The organism is Novosphingobium profundi, from assembly GCF_020524485.1.
GTDB lineage: Bacteria > Pseudomonadota > Alphaproteobacteria > Sphingomonadales > Sphingomonadaceae > Novosphingobium > Novosphingobium profundi_A.
In genome coordinates, this window is sequence record NZ_JAIVLF010000003.1 from 225,372 (window position 1) to 241,918 (window position 16,547).

Annotated in this window: 19 protein-coding genes; 8 read left to right on the forward strand and 11 right to left on the reverse strand. The window is 66.9% G+C overall.

Annotated elements, in window-relative coordinates; all coding sequences use genetic code 11:
- Position 1: 1 nt before the first annotated feature.
- On the forward strand, positions 2-1,174 hold the full coding sequence (locus LC060_RS07240) for a nitrilase-related carbon-nitrogen hydrolase (RefSeq protein WP_226634032.1): 1,173 nt from the start codon (positions 2-4) through the stop codon (positions 1,172-1,174).
- Here the strand turns inward: LC060_RS07240 and LC060_RS07245 are convergent.
- Together LC060_RS07245 and LC060_RS07250 are read right to left on the reverse strand one after the other, a co-directional pair.
- Complete coding sequence (locus LC060_RS07245; RefSeq protein WP_226634034.1) at positions 1,160-2,038, reverse strand: MBL fold metallo-hydrolase; 879 nt, start codon at positions 2,036-2,038, stop codon at positions 1,160-1,162. The genes LC060_RS07240 and LC060_RS07245 overlap by 15 nt on opposite strands.
- Positions 2,039-2,043: 5 nt before the next feature.
- Positions 2,044-2,586 (reverse strand): pseudouridine synthase, encoded by a 543-nt coding sequence (locus tag LC060_RS07250; RefSeq protein WP_226634036.1) that lies wholly within the window; start codon positions 2,584-2,586, stop codon positions 2,044-2,046.
- A gap of 80 nt (positions 2,587-2,666) precedes the next feature.
- Between LC060_RS07250 and LC060_RS07255 the strand changes: the two genes are divergently transcribed.
- Positions 2,667-3,950 (forward strand): DUF2254 domain-containing protein, encoded by a 1,284-nt coding sequence (locus LC060_RS07255; protein WP_226634038.1) that lies wholly within the window; start codon positions 2,667-2,669, stop codon positions 3,948-3,950.
- Between the two features lie 142 nt (positions 3,951-4,092).
- Here the strand turns inward: LC060_RS07255 and LC060_RS07260 are convergent, their stop codons facing one another.
- Positions 4,093-5,097, reverse strand: coding sequence for a TerC family protein (locus LC060_RS07260; RefSeq protein WP_226634040.1), 1,005 nt, complete (start codon positions 5,095-5,097; stop codon positions 4,093-4,095).
- A gap of 85 nt (positions 5,098-5,182) precedes the next feature.
- Positions 5,183-5,356: a hypothetical protein gene (locus LC060_RS07265; protein WP_226634042.1), complete on the reverse strand. Its 174-nt coding sequence runs from the start codon at positions 5,354-5,356 to the stop codon at positions 5,183-5,185.
- Between the two features lie 349 nt (positions 5,357-5,705).
- On the opposite strand from LC060_RS07265, the gene LC060_RS07270 reads away from it, so the two are divergent.
- The 6 genes from LC060_RS07270 to LC060_RS07295 all read left to right on the forward strand — a co-directional run bounded on the left by LC060_RS07270 (position 5,706) and on the right by LC060_RS07295 (position 9,160).
- Positions 5,706-6,599, forward strand: coding sequence for an SPFH domain-containing protein (locus tag LC060_RS07270; RefSeq protein ID WP_226634043.1), 894 nt, complete (start codon positions 5,706-5,708; stop codon positions 6,597-6,599).
- A 22-nt stretch (positions 6,600-6,621) separates the two neighbouring features.
- The gene (locus tag LC060_RS07275; protein ID WP_226634045.1) at positions 6,622-6,849 is read left to right on the forward strand and encodes a toxin-antitoxin system HicB family antitoxin; all 228 of its coding nucleotides are present in this window, start codon (positions 6,622-6,624) and stop codon (positions 6,847-6,849) included.
- Positions 6,846-7,163, forward strand: a complete 318-nt coding sequence (locus LC060_RS07280) for a hypothetical protein (RefSeq protein WP_226634047.1) — start codon at positions 6,846-6,848, stop codon at positions 7,161-7,163. Before LC060_RS07275 ends, LC060_RS07280 begins: the two co-directional genes overlap by 4 nt.
- A 75-nt stretch (positions 7,164-7,238) precedes the next feature.
- Positions 7,239-8,189 (forward strand): right-handed parallel beta-helix repeat-containing protein, encoded by a 951-nt coding sequence (locus LC060_RS07285; RefSeq protein ID WP_226634049.1) that lies wholly within the window; start codon positions 7,239-7,241, stop codon positions 8,187-8,189.
- A gap of 246 nt (positions 8,190-8,435) precedes the next feature.
- Entirely contained in the window at positions 8,436-8,792 is a 357-nt protein-coding gene (locus LC060_RS07290; RefSeq protein WP_226634051.1) for a hypothetical protein, read from the forward strand.
- Positions 8,793-8,854: 62 nt separating this feature from the next.
- On the forward strand, positions 8,855-9,160 hold the full coding sequence (locus LC060_RS07295; RefSeq protein WP_226634052.1) for a hypothetical protein: 306 nt from the start codon (positions 8,855-8,857) through the stop codon (positions 9,158-9,160).
- Between the two features lie 129 nt (positions 9,161-9,289).
- Here LC060_RS07295 and ribA read toward each other — a convergent pair whose 3' ends face one another.
- From ribA to LC060_RS07330, 7 genes are all read right to left on the reverse strand, one after another.
- Entirely contained in the window at positions 9,290-10,351 is a 1,062-nt protein-coding gene (gene ribA, locus LC060_RS07300) for a GTP cyclohydrolase II (protein WP_226634054.1), read from the reverse strand.
- A 35-nt stretch (positions 10,352-10,386) separates the two neighbouring features.
- Positions 10,387-11,175 carry an exodeoxyribonuclease III gene (gene xth, locus LC060_RS07305; RefSeq protein ID WP_226634056.1) on the reverse strand — a complete coding sequence of 263 codons (789 nt, stop codon included), beginning with the start codon at positions 11,173-11,175 and terminating at the stop codon, positions 10,387-10,389.
- Positions 11,176-11,618: 443 nt separating this feature from the next.
- Positions 11,619-12,296: a LolA family protein gene (locus tag LC060_RS07310; RefSeq protein WP_226634058.1), complete on the reverse strand. Its 678-nt coding sequence runs from the start codon at positions 12,294-12,296 to the stop codon at positions 11,619-11,621.
- 43 nt (positions 12,297-12,339) lie between these two features.
- Positions 12,340-12,507: a 50S ribosomal protein L33 gene (rpmG, locus tag LC060_RS07315; protein ID WP_086490179.1), complete on the reverse strand. Its 168-nt coding sequence runs from the start codon at positions 12,505-12,507 to the stop codon at positions 12,340-12,342.
- Positions 12,508-12,651: 144 nt separating this feature from the next.
- Entirely contained in the window at positions 12,652-13,440 is a 789-nt protein-coding gene (ppk2, locus tag LC060_RS07320; RefSeq protein ID WP_226635264.1) for a polyphosphate kinase 2, read from the reverse strand.
- Positions 13,437-14,249 (reverse strand): undecaprenyl-diphosphate phosphatase, encoded by an 813-nt coding sequence (locus LC060_RS07325; protein WP_226634059.1) that lies wholly within the window; start codon positions 14,247-14,249, stop codon positions 13,437-13,439. Before LC060_RS07325 ends, ppk2 begins: the two co-directional genes overlap by 4 nt.
- Positions 14,250-14,338: 89 nt before the next feature.
- Positions 14,339-16,486 (reverse strand): M13 family metallopeptidase, encoded by a 2,148-nt coding sequence (locus LC060_RS07330; RefSeq protein ID WP_226634061.1) that lies wholly within the window; start codon positions 16,484-16,486, stop codon positions 14,339-14,341.
- Positions 16,487-16,547: the final 61 nt, after the last annotated feature.

Consider the following 16,547-nt stretch of genomic DNA (forward strand, 5'->3'; position numbering starts at 1 on the left):
CATGCCCGCCCGCCGCACCGTCCTGCGTGAAGCCGCCTTGCTGGGCGCAGGACTGGCGGCGGGCGCCCCCTTCCTTTCCGCCGCGTCGCGTGCGGGTGTGCCCCGTGCCATCGCGCCCTACACAGCGGCCTGCGTGCAGACCCGCGTGCGGCCCACCTGGTCCTCCAGCGGCGCACCCCTGCCCGAGGCGCTCGCCGCCAATGTCGAGACCGTCGCGCGCGCCATCGAACGCACGGCGGGCGAGAGCGGCGCAAAACTCCTCGTCTTTTCCGAGTTCTGCCTGCAGATGCCGCTTGTGCGCCTTGCGCCCGAGCAATGGGAAGCGGGCGCGGTGGACCTCTCCGGCCCCGAGATCGCCCGGCTTCGCGCCGCCGCGCAGCGCGCAGGCGCCTACCTCGTCCTCAATCCGGTCGAGGCCATCGCCGCGTTTCCCGGGCGCTATTTCCTGACCGGGCTCCTGCTCTCCCCCTCAGGCGAGACCGCGCTCACCTACCGCAAGCTCTACGATCTTACCGGCAAGACCCGGCCGAGCGATGTCCTGCCCCAATGGCGCGAGTTGTACGGCGAGGATCCGCTGTTTCCCGTGGCCGATACCCCGCTGGGCCGGATCGGCCTGACGGTGGGGACCGATGCGAACTGGCCCGAAATGGTGCGCAGCCTTGCCTTGCGGGGCGCCGAAGTCGTCGCCACCTGCCTCGCCTCGCCCAACGTGACGCCCAGTTCCCCGGCAAAACGCGCCCCCGACGCACCTGACGCAAACGATCCGGCGCTGCCCGTCATGGCCCGGCGCCTGCGCGCCTACGAGAACATGGCCTACATGCTGACCGCGAACCTGGGTCCGGTAGGCGAGGCCGACGGCAATCCGCTCGGCGACATGCAGCCCAGCGAAATCGTGGACTACCACGGCAACGTGCTGGCCGCCTCCCCCGATGCCGGTGCCCGCGCGATCACGGCCACGCTCGATATCGAGGCCCAGCGCCGCGCGCGCTGCACCCCCGGGCCTGCCAACGCGCTGCTCCAGCTTCAGAGCGGGCTCCATGCCCCCGACTACGCCGCCGCCCGCTTCGATGCGCCGCCCGCCCCCGGCGAGAATCACGCTCAGGCGCAGCGCCGACGCATCCGCGATCTGGTTGCCCGCGGCGTTCTGGCCGCGCCCGCCTCAGGGCTGCCCTGAGGCCGCTTCCTGTTCCAGCTGCGCGTCGAGCGCCGCGCCGAAATGCGCCGAGAGCGCCTTGCACGGCTGCGCCCCTGTCGCGCCCGCCGCTTGCGCATGGGCGGGATGGCGGCTGAGCACCTGATCGCAGGGAAGCCCTGCCAGGTGCGTCAGCCCGTCCCGGAACGCGGCCAGCGCCCCGGCATTCTCGGGCGCGGAATAGCGATAGGTGCCATCGGTGCGCGAAGTCAGGCTGGCCGCCGCGACAAGATTGCGGCAGCCGTCCGCATTCGCGCAGCTTTGCCAGGACCAGGTGAGGCTTCCCGGCGTGTGGCCGGGCGTCGCGTGCGCGGTCAGTTCCAGCCCGCCCAGACGCACCACCTCGCCATCGCTAACCACCGTCACCTCAGGCACCGGAGCATAGGCGAACAGCTCGTCCAGTTGCGGATCGCTGCGGGTCGAGTGGCCTTCGCGCAGCACCTTGGCCCCCGCCGCGCTTGCCAGCACCTTCGCGCCGCTGTCGCGGGCAAGCGCGGCCAGGCCACTGGCGTGATCGTAGTGCGGCTCGGTGCTGAGGATCAGCTTCACGTCGGCAATGTCATAGCCGATCTGGGTCAGATGCGCCTCGAGGACCGGAGCCCACTGCGCAAGCCCGGCATCGATCAGCACGAGCCCTGCCCCGCTGTCGATCAGCGTGACCGCGAGCGTGGGCGAGCCCAGCGACCAGGTCGCCCCATGAACCAGACGCGGCGGACCGGGCTCCCCGAAAGCCTCGGCATATTGCAGCGCGACGGGCCGGGTGAGCGGGTCCTCCTTGTCCTGCGCGAAGGCCGGACCCGCGAGGACCAGCCCCAGAGCCGCAGCGAAGGCAAGCCTTGCGCGCATCCCCCTCACGCCTCGCGCCATTCGCCATTGGCGATGCCCTCAAGGGTCCAGTCCCCGATCCGCCAGCGCACCAGCCTGAGCGTCGGGTGGCCCACCGCGGCGGTCATGCGCCGCACCTGCCGGTTGCGTCCCTCGCGGATAGTGAGCTCCAGCCAGCAGTCGGGCACCGACTTGCGAAAGCGCACAGGCGGGGTACGCGCCCACAGGTCCGGCTCGTCGATCCGGCGCACGTCGGCCGGGCGGGTCATGCCATCCTTCAGCATCACGCCCTTGCGCAGCGCGGCGAGCGCGGCTTCGTCAGGCTCGCGCTCGACCTGGACGAGGTAGGTCTTCTCGGTCTTGTACTTCGGGTCCGAGATGCGCGACTGCAGCCGCCCGTCGTCGGTCAGGAGCAGGAGCCCCTCGCTGTCGCGGTCGAGCCGCCCGGCCGGGTAGACGCCGGGCACGTCGATATAGTCCGACAGCGTCGCGCGCGGACTGGGCGAGCGGGCATCGGTGAACTGCGAGAGCACGTCGAAAGGCTTGTTGAACAGGATGAGGCGCGCCATCGCGAAAAGGGGTCTCCGACCGGATTGGGGGGAACAAGCGTGTGCTTTCGTGCACTTTGCCGGTTGGAAGGAAAACGTCAATGATCGCCCGCCTGCATTCGTACTGGTACGCCCTGCGCGCCAGCTACTGGTTCTACCCTGCCCTCTTTGCGCTGTGCTCGGTGCTGCTGGGCACACTGACGGTGGAACTGGACCATACTGACGCCCTCGCGCAGTTCGTCGAGGATGGCTGGCTGCGCCCGATGCACGCCTCGGATGCAAGTGATCTCCTGGGCGTTGCCACCGGCTCGATGCTGGGCGTGGCGGGCACGGTGTTCTCGATCACGCTTGCCGCGGTGGCCTATGCCAGCGGCAACTATGGCCCCCGCCTCCTCACTAATTTCATGGAGGACAAGGGCAACCAGCTCAGCCTCGCAACCTTCATCGGCACCTTCGTCTATGGCCTCACCGTCCTGCGCGCGATGCGCGGCGGCGGCGGAGACGAAGCCTTCGTGCCCCAGATCTCGCTCCTTGTCGCGTTCGCCTTCCTGATCGTGACGACGGCGGTGCTGGTCTATTTCCTCCACCACATCCCTGCCAGCATCCGCATCGACACCGTGCTCGAATCGATCGGCCGGCGGCTCCTGCGCCAGATCGCCACGCGCTATCCCGAGGAAGGTTCGCGCGATCCGGCCCGGCGCGCGACGCCGCAGGGTGAGCCCATCTGCGCGCAGGAGACCGGCTACGTGCGCGTGATCGAACTCGACACCCTGTGCGAGGTCGCCGCGCGCCACGATCACCTCGTCAACCTGGCCGTGCGCACCGGCGACTTCGTCTATCCCGGCGTGGTCCTTGCCCATACCGACGCGCGCCGCCTTGAAGGCGCCTTCCCCGATGAGGTGCGCGCGACGATGGCGCTCGGCGCCTCGCGCACGGCCGAACAGGATATCGAGTTCTCGATGGACGAACTGGTCGAGATTGCCCTGCGCGCGCTGTCGCCGGGCATCAACGATCCCTTCACCGCGATTACCGCGCTCCACTGGATTGGCGCGGCGACCGCCGATTTCGGGCGCCGGGACCTTGCCTTCGAGACCTGGAACAGGGGCGATCCCGCCTGCCCCGTCGCGCGCCTCCACAGCGACTTCGCGCACTTTCTCCAGCGCGGCTTCATCGCCATGCGCAGCGCGGTGGCGACCAGCCGCCTTGCCGCGCTCATGGCACTCGAAGCCCTCCACACCGCGTCGCAGCAGGTAACCTCCGCGCACCGGCGCCGGTTGCTGCTGGACGAGATGGACCGGCTGGCCGAGCAGGCCGCCGAGCACCTCTCTGGTCCGGACATTGCCTTGGTGCGGGAACGGCACGCGCTGCTGAGGAGCGAGGATTGAAGAAGGAAGATTGATTCAAGGGGCCATCGCCCCTTGACCCCGGAATGGGCGACCTCACCTTTCTCGGCCAGGGCGGCGCGCGGCAGGTGAGCTAGACATTATGGGGAGCCCGAGGGCGATGGCCCTCGGAAATCTTCATTCCTCAGACCTTCTTCGCCTCTTCCCCGCGCGTCATAAGCAGCGACCAGATCACCCCGCCCGCAATCAGCGCGACGGTCACGCCCAGGCTGAAGACCGGCGGAATCTTGGCGCCCGACAGCAGGAAGTCGGAGACGAAGATCTTGCCCCCGATGAAGACAAGGACGAGCGCGAGCGCGTACTGCAGGTAGTGGAAGCGGTGGACCATCGCGGCGAGCGCGAAGTACAGCGCGCGCAGGCCCAGGATCGCCATGATGTTCGAGGTGTAGACGATGAAGGTGTCGCGCGTGATCGTGAAGATCGCCGGAACCGAATCGACCGCGAAGACAAGGTCGGCCAGGTTGATGACGACGAGGGCCAGGAACAGCGGCGTCGCGGCCCATACCAGACGGCTCCCGCGCGCGCCCTCGGGGGCCTCGGGATTGGCCGGAACCTTCACGAAGAAGTGCTCGGCGTGGTGCTCCTTGGTGACGCGCATGTGCGTGGAGATCCAGCGCACGGCCGCGTTGTTGCCCACGTCCGGCTCGCTCTCGCCCGTCACCAGCATCTTGAGGCCGGTGAAGATCAGGAACGCGGCGAACAGGTACATCACCCAGTAGGCGCTCTCGATCATTGCCGCGCCGCCCGCGATCATGATCCCGCGCAGCACGATCACCGCGAGGATACCCCACAGGAGTGCGCGGTACTGGTATTTGCGCTCCACGGCAAAGAAGCTGAAGATCATCGAGATGACGAAGACGTTGTCGATCGAGAGCGCCTTCTCGATGAAGTAGCCGGTGTAGTACTCCATGCCCGCGGTGGGGCCCTTCTGGACCCAGATCCAGCCGCCGAAGATCATGGCGATGCCGATGTAGAAGACCGACAGCTTGAGCGATTCGCCAATGCCCATTTCCTTGTCGTCCTTGTGCAGGACGCCAAGATCGAAGGCGGTCAGGGCGATGACGATGGCAATGAACGCGAACCAGAACCACAGGCTCGTGCCCATCCAGTAGGTCGATAGAAATTCCATGGATCAGGACCTGCTTGGTACGGGGAAAAGGAAGCGCCGGCGCGTCGGAGGGGGACTTACGCGCCGGCGCAGGAACAGGCCGCTGTCAGGCCGTTGCCATGGGGGATGGCAGGCGCTGGAGCCTGTTCCGAAGGGTTTCCTTTGCCGTGAGCAGGAGGGAGATCAGGGCCGGATCGGACGTGCGTCCGGCCTGCAGGCGACGAAGCCGCGAATCCAGTCGCGCCAGCGTCTCGAGCATTGCATACATCTTATCAGTCATCGGTCATTCCCTGTCGAACGCATGTGATAGTTCGATCGGTCGAGACGACGCTTGGTTGCATGGGGCGGTGTAAGTTTGCCCCTGAAACCGCAATTTGGACCCGTGAATACATGCGCGACCCGGATCGTTGCATCGGTCTTTCCCGATGCGGTCCGACATCACGCGGCGATCAGCGCTCCGCATGGAAGAGGCTCAATCGCTCGCGCCAGAGGGGCCCGGCCCGCACCTCGTATATAAGACCAAAACGCTCTTGTTACAACCGCGCCGTCCCGCAGGTGCCCTCCTGCACCTTGACCTGCACCGCAAAACGATATTAATATGATATCACTTTAACAGGGAGAGCCTATCGATGTCCGCCAACCTTCAGCCGATGAACGCCAGCCGCGAGCGCCCCGCGTCCGCCTTCAACGGCTACCTCATGCTGCTCGTGCTCGCTGGCCTCGTGCTGCTCGCCCTGTTCAGCGTGGTCGGCGGAGTGAGCGCGGGCTCGCCGCTCTTCCTGCTGCTGCTGGTGCCTTGCGCGCTGGCCGCGCTGCTCGTCCTGCCCGGCTTCTACATGGTGCAGCCCAACCAGGGCGCGGCCATCGTTCTGTTCGGCAGCTACCGCGGGACCGACCGCTCGACGGGCCTGCGCTGGACCTGGCCGTGGATGATGAAGTCCAAGGTCTCGGTGCGCACCAACAACATCGTCTCGGAAAAGCTCAAGGTGAATGACCTGCGCGGCAACCCCATCGAGATCGCCGCCAACGTCGTCTGGCGCGTCTCCGACACCGCCCAGGCGCTCTACGATGTCGACGACTACCACAGCTTTGTCGACGTGCAGATCGAGGCGGCGGTGCGCACCATCGGTTCGCGCTATCCCTACGATGGCGAGGACGAGGACAAGACGCTGCGCGGCAGCCACGAGGACGTCAACCGCGAGCTGCGCGAAGAACTGAACGAGCGCCTGCGCGTGGCGGGCGTCACCGTCGACGAATGCGGCCTCACCCACCTTGCCTACGCCCCTGAGATCGCGGGCGCCATGCTGCGCCGCCAGCAGGCCGAAGCCGTCATCGCCGCGCGCCGCAAGCTGGTCGAAGGCGCAGTCTCGATGGTCGAGATGGCGCTGGCGCAGCTCTCGGAAAAGGAGGTCGTCGAACTCGACGACGAACGCCGCGCCGCGATGGTCTCCAACCTCATGGTCGTGCTGTGCGGCGAGCGGGACACCCAGCCCGTCGTCAACGCCGGCTCGCTCTACCAGTAGTAAGGCATCCCGGCGGCCCGTCATGCCCAGCCCCGCGAAGAAGGCCTTCCCCCTGCGGCTCGATCCCGAGCTTCACGCCGCGCTGGAGCGGGCCGCGGCGGGTGACCTGCGCTCGGTGAATGCCGAGATCGAGGTCCTGCTGCGCGAGGCACTGGCCCGGCGCGGGGTCAAGGTTCCGGTCAGCCCGCCCTCACGGCGCGGCCGTCCCCCTGCGACATCCACGCCAAAGCACGGGAGTGAGGAGACATGAGCACCCGCAATACGCGCAAGGCCCGCGAGGCCGCCCGCGCCGAGAAGGCGAGGAAAGAGGCCGAGGCCCGCGCCTGGTTCGCCCCCAAGCGCTATGGCCTGGGCTCGGGCCTTCCGATCCGCTGGCAGGGCTGGCTGCTCTACGCCCTCTACTTTGCCGCCATCGCTGGCTGCGTGATCCTCTTTCAGAAAGACACCTATGGCGCACGGCCCGGCGCCATCGGCCTGTTTCTCGCGGTGAGCGCGCTTATCCTGCCGATCTGCGCGCGCCGCACGCGGGGTGGCTGGCGCTGGCGTTGGGGCCGCACCGACTAGAGAGGCCTGTACCGAAGCGGGACGGCCGCCTTTCGCGTTTACCCTTTCGCGCAGCACCGGGCGTAAGACCTTGTCATGCGCACGACCCGACTCGCCCTTGCGGCCGCCCTGCTGGGGGCCAGCCCGCTCCTTCCCGCCGCCTCTTCCGCGCAAGCTCAGGAGGAGCCCTATACGGTGCTCGAGAGCCAGCGCAGCTACGCCCGCCTGCAGGAAGCAGTGGACGCGATTGGCGATGACACAGGCACGATCCGCTTTGCCCCGCGCCGCTACGCCGACTGCGCGGTGCAGACGCAAGGCTCCATCACCTACCAGGCGCAGGTCCCCGGGCAGGCCGTCCTTGATGGCGTGACCTGCGAGGGCAAGGCCGCGCTGGTCCTGCGCGGTCGCGCGGCGCGCATCGAAGGCCTCGTCTTCGCCAACTTCCGCGTGCCCGAGAAGAACGGCGCCGGCATCCGCCTCGAACATGGGAACCTCTCGGTCTCGCAAAGCTGGTTCCGCGACAGCGAGCAGGGCATCCTCACCGGCAACGACCCACAAGGGCGCATCGCCATCGACAAGTCGACCTTCACGCGTCTGGGCACGTGCGAGGGGCCGGGCTGCGCGCATTCGCTCTACATCGGCGACTACGGCGCGCTCACCGTCACGCGCAGCCGCTTCGAGGCGGGGACGGGCGGCCACTACGTGAAGAGCCGGGCCGCGCGCGTCGCCATCCTCAACTCCAGCTTCGACGACACGCAAGGGCGCGCGACCAATTACATGATCGACCTGCCCGATGGCGCCACGGGCGAGATCGCCGACAACTGGTTCGTGCAAGGACGCGACAAGGAGAACTACTCCGCCTTCATCGCGCTTGCTGCCGAACACCGGAACCACCCCTCGGCGGGCCTGTCGGTCCACGGCAACAACGCCCGCTTCGCGCCCGGGATCGACCGGCGCAGCGCCTTTGTCGCCGACTGGACGAAAGAACCCATCAGCATCGAAGGCAATACGCTAGGCGCAGGCCTCGTCCGGCTTGAGGCGCGCTAAAGTTCGCCACGGGGCCAGAAGGGAAAAGAGATATCCGAGGGCCATCGCCCTCGGGCTCCCCGAACTGTCGACCTCGGGGCTCTCGCGCCACGCTGGCTGAGAAAGGTGAGGTCGCCTATTTTGGGGTCAAGGGGCGATGGCCCCTTGAAAAGACTCTGTCTGGTTCTGTCGCCCCGCCAGCCGAGACCACACGCCTCACCGCAAGCGCGTTGCGTGATAATGTATCCTCATATACACGGCGAGCCGATGAGCTTTGGCCTCACCTTCCTCCTGCGCATGCGCATATGGGCCCTCCTGCTGCTGGCCGCGATTGGCCTCCAGGCGGCAGAGCCCATTCGTGCCCCGCTCGAACGCGCACCGGGTTCGGCCTGGAGTTCGGCGACGAGCGATCTTGCGCTCTCGCCCTCGCGGCGCGGTGAGGACAACGCGCAGGACGTGGCGCCCCAGCCCCCCGAGCCGCTTCCCGACCGCAGCACCGGGCGCTTGAGCCCGAACGCACCGGCCGTGCTCGCGGCGCTCTCGCTGGCCCCGCGCGCGCAGGCGCCGCCCGCCCAGCGCCATCCCGCACGCCCACCTGACAGCACCGCCCCACCCCGCGCCTGAACCGACCCCGGCCGGGTGCGCCTTCGCGCGCCCTCCCCCCGCTTCGTTTCAGGACACTCTGCATGCTGCCCATCGAGAACGCAGGCGTCGTTGCCGCCGAAGAGCGCGCTCACGTCGCCTATCTTCTGACCCGCTATCCCGACCAGCTCTCGCCGCGCGAGGCCGAGGACCTCGCCAACTGGTTCGACCGCGTCGCCACCCCGGCCGATGTCCTCGCGCTGGCCCAGGACCCGACCATCGCCCCCCACTACCGCGCGTTCCGCACCGCCCATTACGGAGTTTCCGGACCGAGAAGAATCGGCCGGCTGCTTGTCGTGCTTGGGACGGTCGCAGCCGTCGCGGGCGCGCTATCCCTCATGGCGCCCTGACGGCCGAAGCCGGGGCGCGTTTCCCCCCAAGCATCCCGCGCGCGCCCCGGCTTCCAAATTTTCGAATGAAGTGTGAAAGATGATTTCCGAGGGCGATGGCCCCTTGAAAAAATCCCTTCCCTCTTCGGCTTAGAGGATGTGCCCGGTCCGATCCCGCTTGGTATCGAGATACCGGGCGTTGTGCGGGTTCGCTGGCAGCTTGTGCGCCACGCGCTCCACCACATCGACGCCCACGCCCTTGAGCGCTTCGACCTTGGAGGGGTTGTTCGTCATCAGCCGGATCGCGCCGACCTTGAGCAGATCGAGCATGCGCGCCGCGACGGGAAAGTCGCGCGCTTCGGTGGGCAGGCCAAGGCGGTTGTTGGCATCGACCGTGTCGAGCCCCTGGTCCTGCAGGCGATAGGCCCGCAGCTTGTTGATGAGCCCGATCCCGCGCCCTTCCTGGCGCATGTAGAGAAGGACGCCCCAGCCCCCTTCCTCTGCCTCCGACGCCATGGCCCTCAGCGCAGCCTGGAGTTGCGGCCCGCAGTCGCACTTGAGCGAGCCCAGGATATCGCCCGTCAGGCATTCGGAATGTAGCCGCACCAGCGGCACGCGCGTCTTGGACGGCGTGCCGATGACCAGGGCGACGTGCTCACGCATGTCGTCGGCGGAACGGAAGGCGACGATCTCGCTGTTCTCGCAGACTTCGACCGGCAGACGCGCGCGCGAGGCGATGCCCAGGCGCGCGGTGTCTTTCCAGGCGTCGAGGTCGGGAATCGCAAGTGCCTGCGCAGCCCCCGCCTCAATGTCCGGCGCGACAAGAAAGGCAGGCAGGATCCCGGCAAGGCGCGCCAGTTCCATCGCCACCCGCGCAGCCGCGCCATCGCCGAAGCCTTCGGCGAGCGGCAGCGCCGCGAAAGGCCCCTTCATCGGGTAGTCGAGATCGAGCGCGGGATCGGCGATTGCGCGCGCGGTCTCCAGCGTGAAGGGCTCGGCCGCGCGGATCAGCACCGGGGCCTCGGGTACGGCCGCCTCGCGCTGGTTGGCGAGCTTGAGCGTCACTGCCCGGGCCGAGGAGATCAACATGCGCGGCGCGGCCGTCCCTGGCGCAAAACCAGTCTCGGCGGGCAGGAGAATCTCGCCCTCCCCCACCTTAGCCCCCACGCGGATCGGCCAGCCATGGCGCAGCGCGTCGATGGCCAGCGCCACCCGGCGCGCCGGGAGGGAAAAGGCGCTCGCCGTGCTCAGAGCGCGAACTCCGTGATCAGCGGCACGTGGTCGCTGGGCTTCTCCCACTTGCGGGTTTCCTCGATGATGTGGTGCGCGCTCGCCTTCGCGGCGAGGTCGGGCGAAGCCCACATGTGGTCGAGACGGCGGCCCTGGTCCTTCTGGCGCCAGTAGCTGCGGTAGGACCACCAGGAGTAGTTGCGCTCGGGCGCGGGGATGAACTGGCGGCCAAGGTCCACCCAGCCATGCGCATCGCGGAATTTCCAGAGCGTCTCGACCTCGATCGGCGTGTGGCTGACGACTTTCAGGAGCGCCTTGTGGTCGTAGACGTCGCTTTCGAGCGGGGCGATGTTGAAGTCGCCCACGATGAGGGTCGGACGGTCGATCTTCGCGGCCCACTCGGTCATGCGCGCAAGGAAGTCGAGCTTCTGGCCGAACTTGGGATTGACCTCGCGGTCGGCGACATCGCCGCCCGCCGGGATATAGACGTTCTCGACGATGAGGCCCTTGCCTTCACCCTGCAACTCGACACCGACGTGGCGGGCCTCGCCGTTGTCCTGCCAGTCGTAGCGGCTGCACTCCACGAAGGGGACCTTCGAGACGGTGGCGACGCCATGGTAGCCCTTCTGCCCGCAGATCGCGCGGTGGGTATAGCCCAGGCGCTCGAACATCTCGTGCGGGAAGAGATGCTCGGCGACCTTGATCTCCTGAAGGCACAGGACATCGGGCGCCTGCTCGGTCAGGAAGCGCTCGACCTGGTCGATGCGCAGACGGACGGAGTTGATATTCCACGTGGCAATTTTCATGGGAGCCGCTTTAGGCAGCGCATCGCCGAAAGGCCAGAGGGTGCGCCGCTCCTTTTCGCACCTCTCCGGCGCGCGGTACCCCGGCGAGCGGGCAAACAAAAACCCTCGAGCCGGGGGCAAGGGCTCGAGGGTCCTGTCAGCGTTCGTCACGCTTGCCGGTCGGTCTCTTGAGAGGCATGGGCAACAGGGGGGAAACCCGCCTCGGACCGTTCCGACACACCCTATGTAGGACGATTTGGCTGTCTGTTAAGTGAACAGCTCGCGCGAAAATGTCGCCGTTTGTCGCAAGAATGTGCACTCCCGCGACCAGACGCAGATTCCCATCGACGAACCGCGCACGTGAGCCCTACCCACGCTTTCAGACCGCACACGAAAAAGGGCCCGGAAACGATCCGGACCCTCTTTGGGAAATCTCCCGTGCGACTGTGCGAATCGCGCGGCGTTCAATGTGGCCTGCGGCGCGGGCGCGGGTCCTTCCAGCGGAAGGCATCCTCGCCCACGGCCACGCCGTAGCGCTGGTTGGAAAGCTGGATCGTGGTGCGCGTGTTCTGCGCATCGAGCGCGACCCAGTAGGCCAGCTCAAGACCGCCCGGCGCGGACGCCTTGCGGGTGAAGATCAGGGTGATGATCCCGTACTCGGGATGTTCGCTGTCGCGCACCTCGACCGAGATGACGTCCGGATTGCCGGTGTCGCGTACGGTTCCGTACTTGGCGACATCGCGGCTGGGATCGAGCAGCGCACCCAACGGGCTGTTCTTGATCGGCCAGCGCTGGACCTGGTTGACCTCGTAGTCGATCATGGTCAGCGCCTTGCCGTCGCCCACGATCAGCATCGGCACGCTCTTCTCGTACTCGAAGCGGATGCGGCCCGGACGCTTCAGCGTCAGCGTGCCCTTCACCTGCCCGCCATTGCGGTCGCGCTGGATGAAGTCGGCCTTGAGCGTCGTGATCGCGCGCAGCGCCTTCACCGCCTGGTCAAGCTTGGCGGCATCGCTGCTGGCGGGCGCGGCCAGAACCGGAGCGGGCGAAAGCGTGGCACAAACGCCAAGCGCGGCCGCTCCCAAAGCAATGGGGGCCGCCGCGCCGGAAATCATGCGGAAGGTCTTCGTCAGTGTCTTCATGGCAAGGGCTCCTGGGCCCAGCGCCTTGAACCGACGGTGAACCTTACTTGATCTTGGCTTCCTTGAACTCGACGTGCTTGCGCACGACGGGATCGTACTTACGGAAGGTCATTTTCTCGGTCGTGTTCCGGGGGTTCTTCTTCGTGACGTAGAAAAAACCGGTGTCAGCGGTCGAGACCAGACGGATCTTGACGGTTGCGGGCTTCGCCATGGCGGGTTCCTGTAATCTCTCGTTTCAGCCGCCCTGGCAGGCCGGCATCTGCGTTGAAAATGGAGCGGGTGGCTTTGCAGCGCCGCCCTTCAAGGTTGCGCCCCTTGCGTCATGGGTGCCCGAAAGTCAAGGCAGCGACGACGCTCAAGGCACTTCATAGGGCGGAATCGGCGCGATCAGCGTGAATTCTTCCACGGCGGGCGCCTTTTCGAGCGGCGCGATGACAATTTCGGGGGGATCGACTCGGGTGTCGGGGAGCCGATCGAGCAAGTTGCGAATCAGGGTGAGCCGCCCGCGCTTCTGGTCGTTGAAGTCGACCAGCGTCCAGGGCGCGTGGCGGCTGTGGGTTGCCTCGAGCATCGCGGCCCGCGCCTTGCTGTAGGCCTCGTACTGGGCGCGCGCGGCCAGATCGACGGGCGAGAGCTTCCAGCGCTTGAGCGGGTCCTCCAGCCGTTCGCGCAGGCGCTCCTCCTGCTGCTCCTGGTCGCAGGTCAGCCAGTACTTGAAGAGGAGAATGCCGTCATCGACCAGCATGCGCTCGAACGCGGGGGCCTGGGCAAGGAACTGCTCGACCTGCGCGCTCGTGGCATAGCCCATGACCTTCTCGACGCCCGCGCGGTTGTACCAGGAGCGGTCAAACAGCACGATCTCGCCGGTGCTGGGCAGGTGCTGGACGTAGCGCTGGAAGTACCATTCGCCCTGCTCGCGCGCGCTGGGCGGTCCCAGCGCCACGGTGCGGCACTGGCGCGGGTTGAGATAGGAGGAGACGGCGCGGATCGCCCCGCCCTTGCCCGCCGTATCGCGCCCCTCGAACAGGACCACGATGCGCGCGCCGGTCGCCTTGGCCCAGCGGGCCATGGCGACGAGTTCTTCCTGCAGCGGCGCGAGGGCGGCCTCGTAGTCCTTCCTCTTCAGCCGCCCCGCCACGCTCAGGCGCGGCCCAGCAGGAACAGCGCGAGAGCGCCCGCAGCCAGGCGATACCAGGCAAACGGCGAGAAGCCCGAACGGCTGACGAAGGCCATGAACGCCTTGATGACGACCAGCGCGACGACGAAGGAGACGACGAAGCCGATCGCAATCTCGCTCCAGCCGACAGGTCCGGTGCCCGCCATCAGCTCCTCGCGGTGCTTGACGACCGAGAGGAAGGTGGCGCCCACCATCGTGGGGACGGCGAGGAAGAAGCTGAATTCAGCCGCCGTGCGGCGCTCGATGCCCATGGCCAGCGCGCCCATGATGGTCGCGCCCGAACGGCTGGTGCCCGGCACCATGGCGAGGCATTGGGCAAAGCCCACGCCCACGCACTTGGAGATCGGCAGTTCGGCAACGCCCGTCAACGGACCGGGCTTGGCGACTTTCTCAATGGCGAGGATGGCAATGCCGCCCACGATCAGCGCCCAGGCGACGACGCTGGGCGAGCCCAGCAGGCTCTCGATCCAGTCGTTGAGCAGGAGGCCCAGGACCGCCGAGGGCATGAACGCGACGACGACGTTGCGCACGAAGCGGATCGAGGTGGGGTTGAGTTCGAGAAGGCCCATGCCGACCGCCCAGAAGGTGCGCCAGAAGTGGGCGATGACAGCGAGGATCGCGCCCAGCTGGATGACAACGTTGAACGTCGCCCATATCTCGGAATCATAACCGAATATCTGGGTGGCAAGGATGAGATGGCCCGTCGAGGAGACGGGCAGAAACTCGGTGAGTCCCTCGACGATGCCGAGGAGAATAGCTGTCAGTGTAAGGTCCATCGCGGACAAGGTTCATGCAGCACGCAGGGGGCAAGTCAACCCGCTGCGTGCTGCACTGCAATAAAATGCCACGAAAAGGCGTTGAAGCGTTACCAGATACGGACGCGTTCTTCAGGCGGCAGGTAGAGGTCATCGCCCGGCTTTACGTCGAAGGCCTTGTACCATTCATCGAAGTTGCGAACGATGCCGTTGACGCGGTAGTGCGGCGGGGCGTGCGGATCGGTCATCAGCATCTGGCGGGCCTGGGCCTCGCGGGTCTTGCTGCGCCAGACCTGCGCCCAGCCCATGAAGAAGCGCTGGTCGCCGGTGAAGCCGTCGATGACCGGGGCCTCCTTGCCGCCGAGCGCCATCTTGTAGGCGCGATAGGCGAGGCTGAGACCACCCAGGTCACCGATGTTCTCGCCCATGGTGAGCTTGCCGTTCACGCAGGTCTCGCCGTCATCGAAGGGGCAGAAGCTGTTGTACTGGGCTTCCAGCTTGTCCTGCAGTTCCTGGAAGTTGGCCTTGTCCTGCGGGGTCCACCAGTCGCGCATGTTGCCCGTGCCATCGGACTTGGCGCCCTGGTCGTCGAAGCCGTGGCCCATCTCGTGGCCGATCACCGCGCCGATGGCGCCGTAGTTCACCGCCGGATCGGCCGAGAGATTGAAGAAGGGAGGCTGCAGGATCGCGGCCGGGAAGACGATCTCGTTCATCGTCGAGTTGTAGTAGGCGTTGACCGTCTCGGGCAGCATGGCCCACTCGCTGCGGTCGACCGGCTGGCCGATGCGCCCCATCTCGAAGTCGTTTTCCCAGGCCCCGGCGGCCAGGCTGTTGCCGATGGGATCGTTGGCCGAGAACTCCAGTCCCTCATAAGTCTTGAAGATGTCGGGCGCGCCGATCTTGGGGGTGAAGGCGTCGAGCTTGGCCTGCGCCTCGCGGCGGGTTTCCGGGCCCATCCAGTCAAGCTCCTGGAGGTTCACCGCCATGGCCTTGCGCAAGTTGGCGACGAGGGTCTCCATCTTCGCCTTCTGCTCAGGGGGATAGTGGCGCTCGGCATAGAGCTTGCCGACAAGTTCGCCCGCCAGCCCCTCGACCGCGCCGACGCCGCGCTTCCAGCGCGGGCGCTGTTCGGGCTGGCCCGAAAGCGTGGTGCCGTAGAAGGCGAAGGAGGCCTCGTCGATATCGCTGGGCAGCATCGAGGCGTGGCCGCTGACAAAGCGCGCGGCGAGCCAGGCCTGCCAGGTGGAGACCGGGACCTCGTCGATCAGCCGGGCGACGGCGGGAAGACCACCGCCCATCAGCGCCTGCGCCTGCGCGGCGTCCAGCTTGGCCGCGTCCAGTTCCTCGGCCGTGGCCGGGATCTCGCTGGCAATGACATAGGAGGCCTGGTCGGCGCCGAGCGTATCAAGGAAGGTCGACAGCACGCCCGAGGAGCCCAACGCCTCGTACTGCGCGCGGGTCAGCTTGTTATATGTGAGGTCATCGTTGCGCGCGGCCACGCGGTCCCAGTCGGCCTCGGCAATGCGCGTTTCCAGCGAGAGCACGGCCTTGGCCGCGCTTGCCGCATCCTGGTAGCCGACCTTGCCCAGAAGGAAGGTCAGGTACTCAAGATAGGCACTGCGGATCTTGCGCGAACGCTCGTCCGTCTTGAGGTAATAGTTGCGGTCGGGAAGGCCCAGACCCGAAACGTAGCTGTGAAGCGCGTAGATATCGCTCTGCTTGGCGTCCGCGCCGACGTAGACGCCGATCGGCGAGGCGTAACCCGGCGAGGCGAACAGCTTGGCGAGGTCCTGCGCGCTCTTCGCGGCGAAGATGCGCTCCATATAGGGCTGGATCGGGGCCAGACCCTTCGCGTTGATCGCATCGACGTCCATGTAGGCCTTGTAGGCCGCAGCCACGCGCGCCGCGTCGCTGCCCGGCGCCGGGTTGGAGGCGAGCAGCTCGTTCATGATCGCGTGCATGCGCTGCTGCGAAAGTTCGTTCAGTTCGAGGAACGAGCCCCAGCGGGTGCGGTCGGCGGGCAGCTCCACGCTGTCGACCCATTCCCCGCTGACGTAGCGGTCGAAATCGTCGCCCGGCTGGGTCGCCGTGTCCATCCACTGGGTCTGGATGCCGAAGTCGCCCCAGTCATCCGAGGGCGTGAGCGGGGAGGCTTCCTGCGCGCTGGCCTGTTCCGGCGCGGCGAGGACGGGGGAAGAGAAAGCGATGGCGAGGCCGCTCGCCGCGAGAGCGAGGGCACGCCCCTTGAAGTTACGCATGCAATACCTTTGCTTGGGGGTTGGGCATCAGCGTCGACCTCTTACGGATCGATCAAAGCCC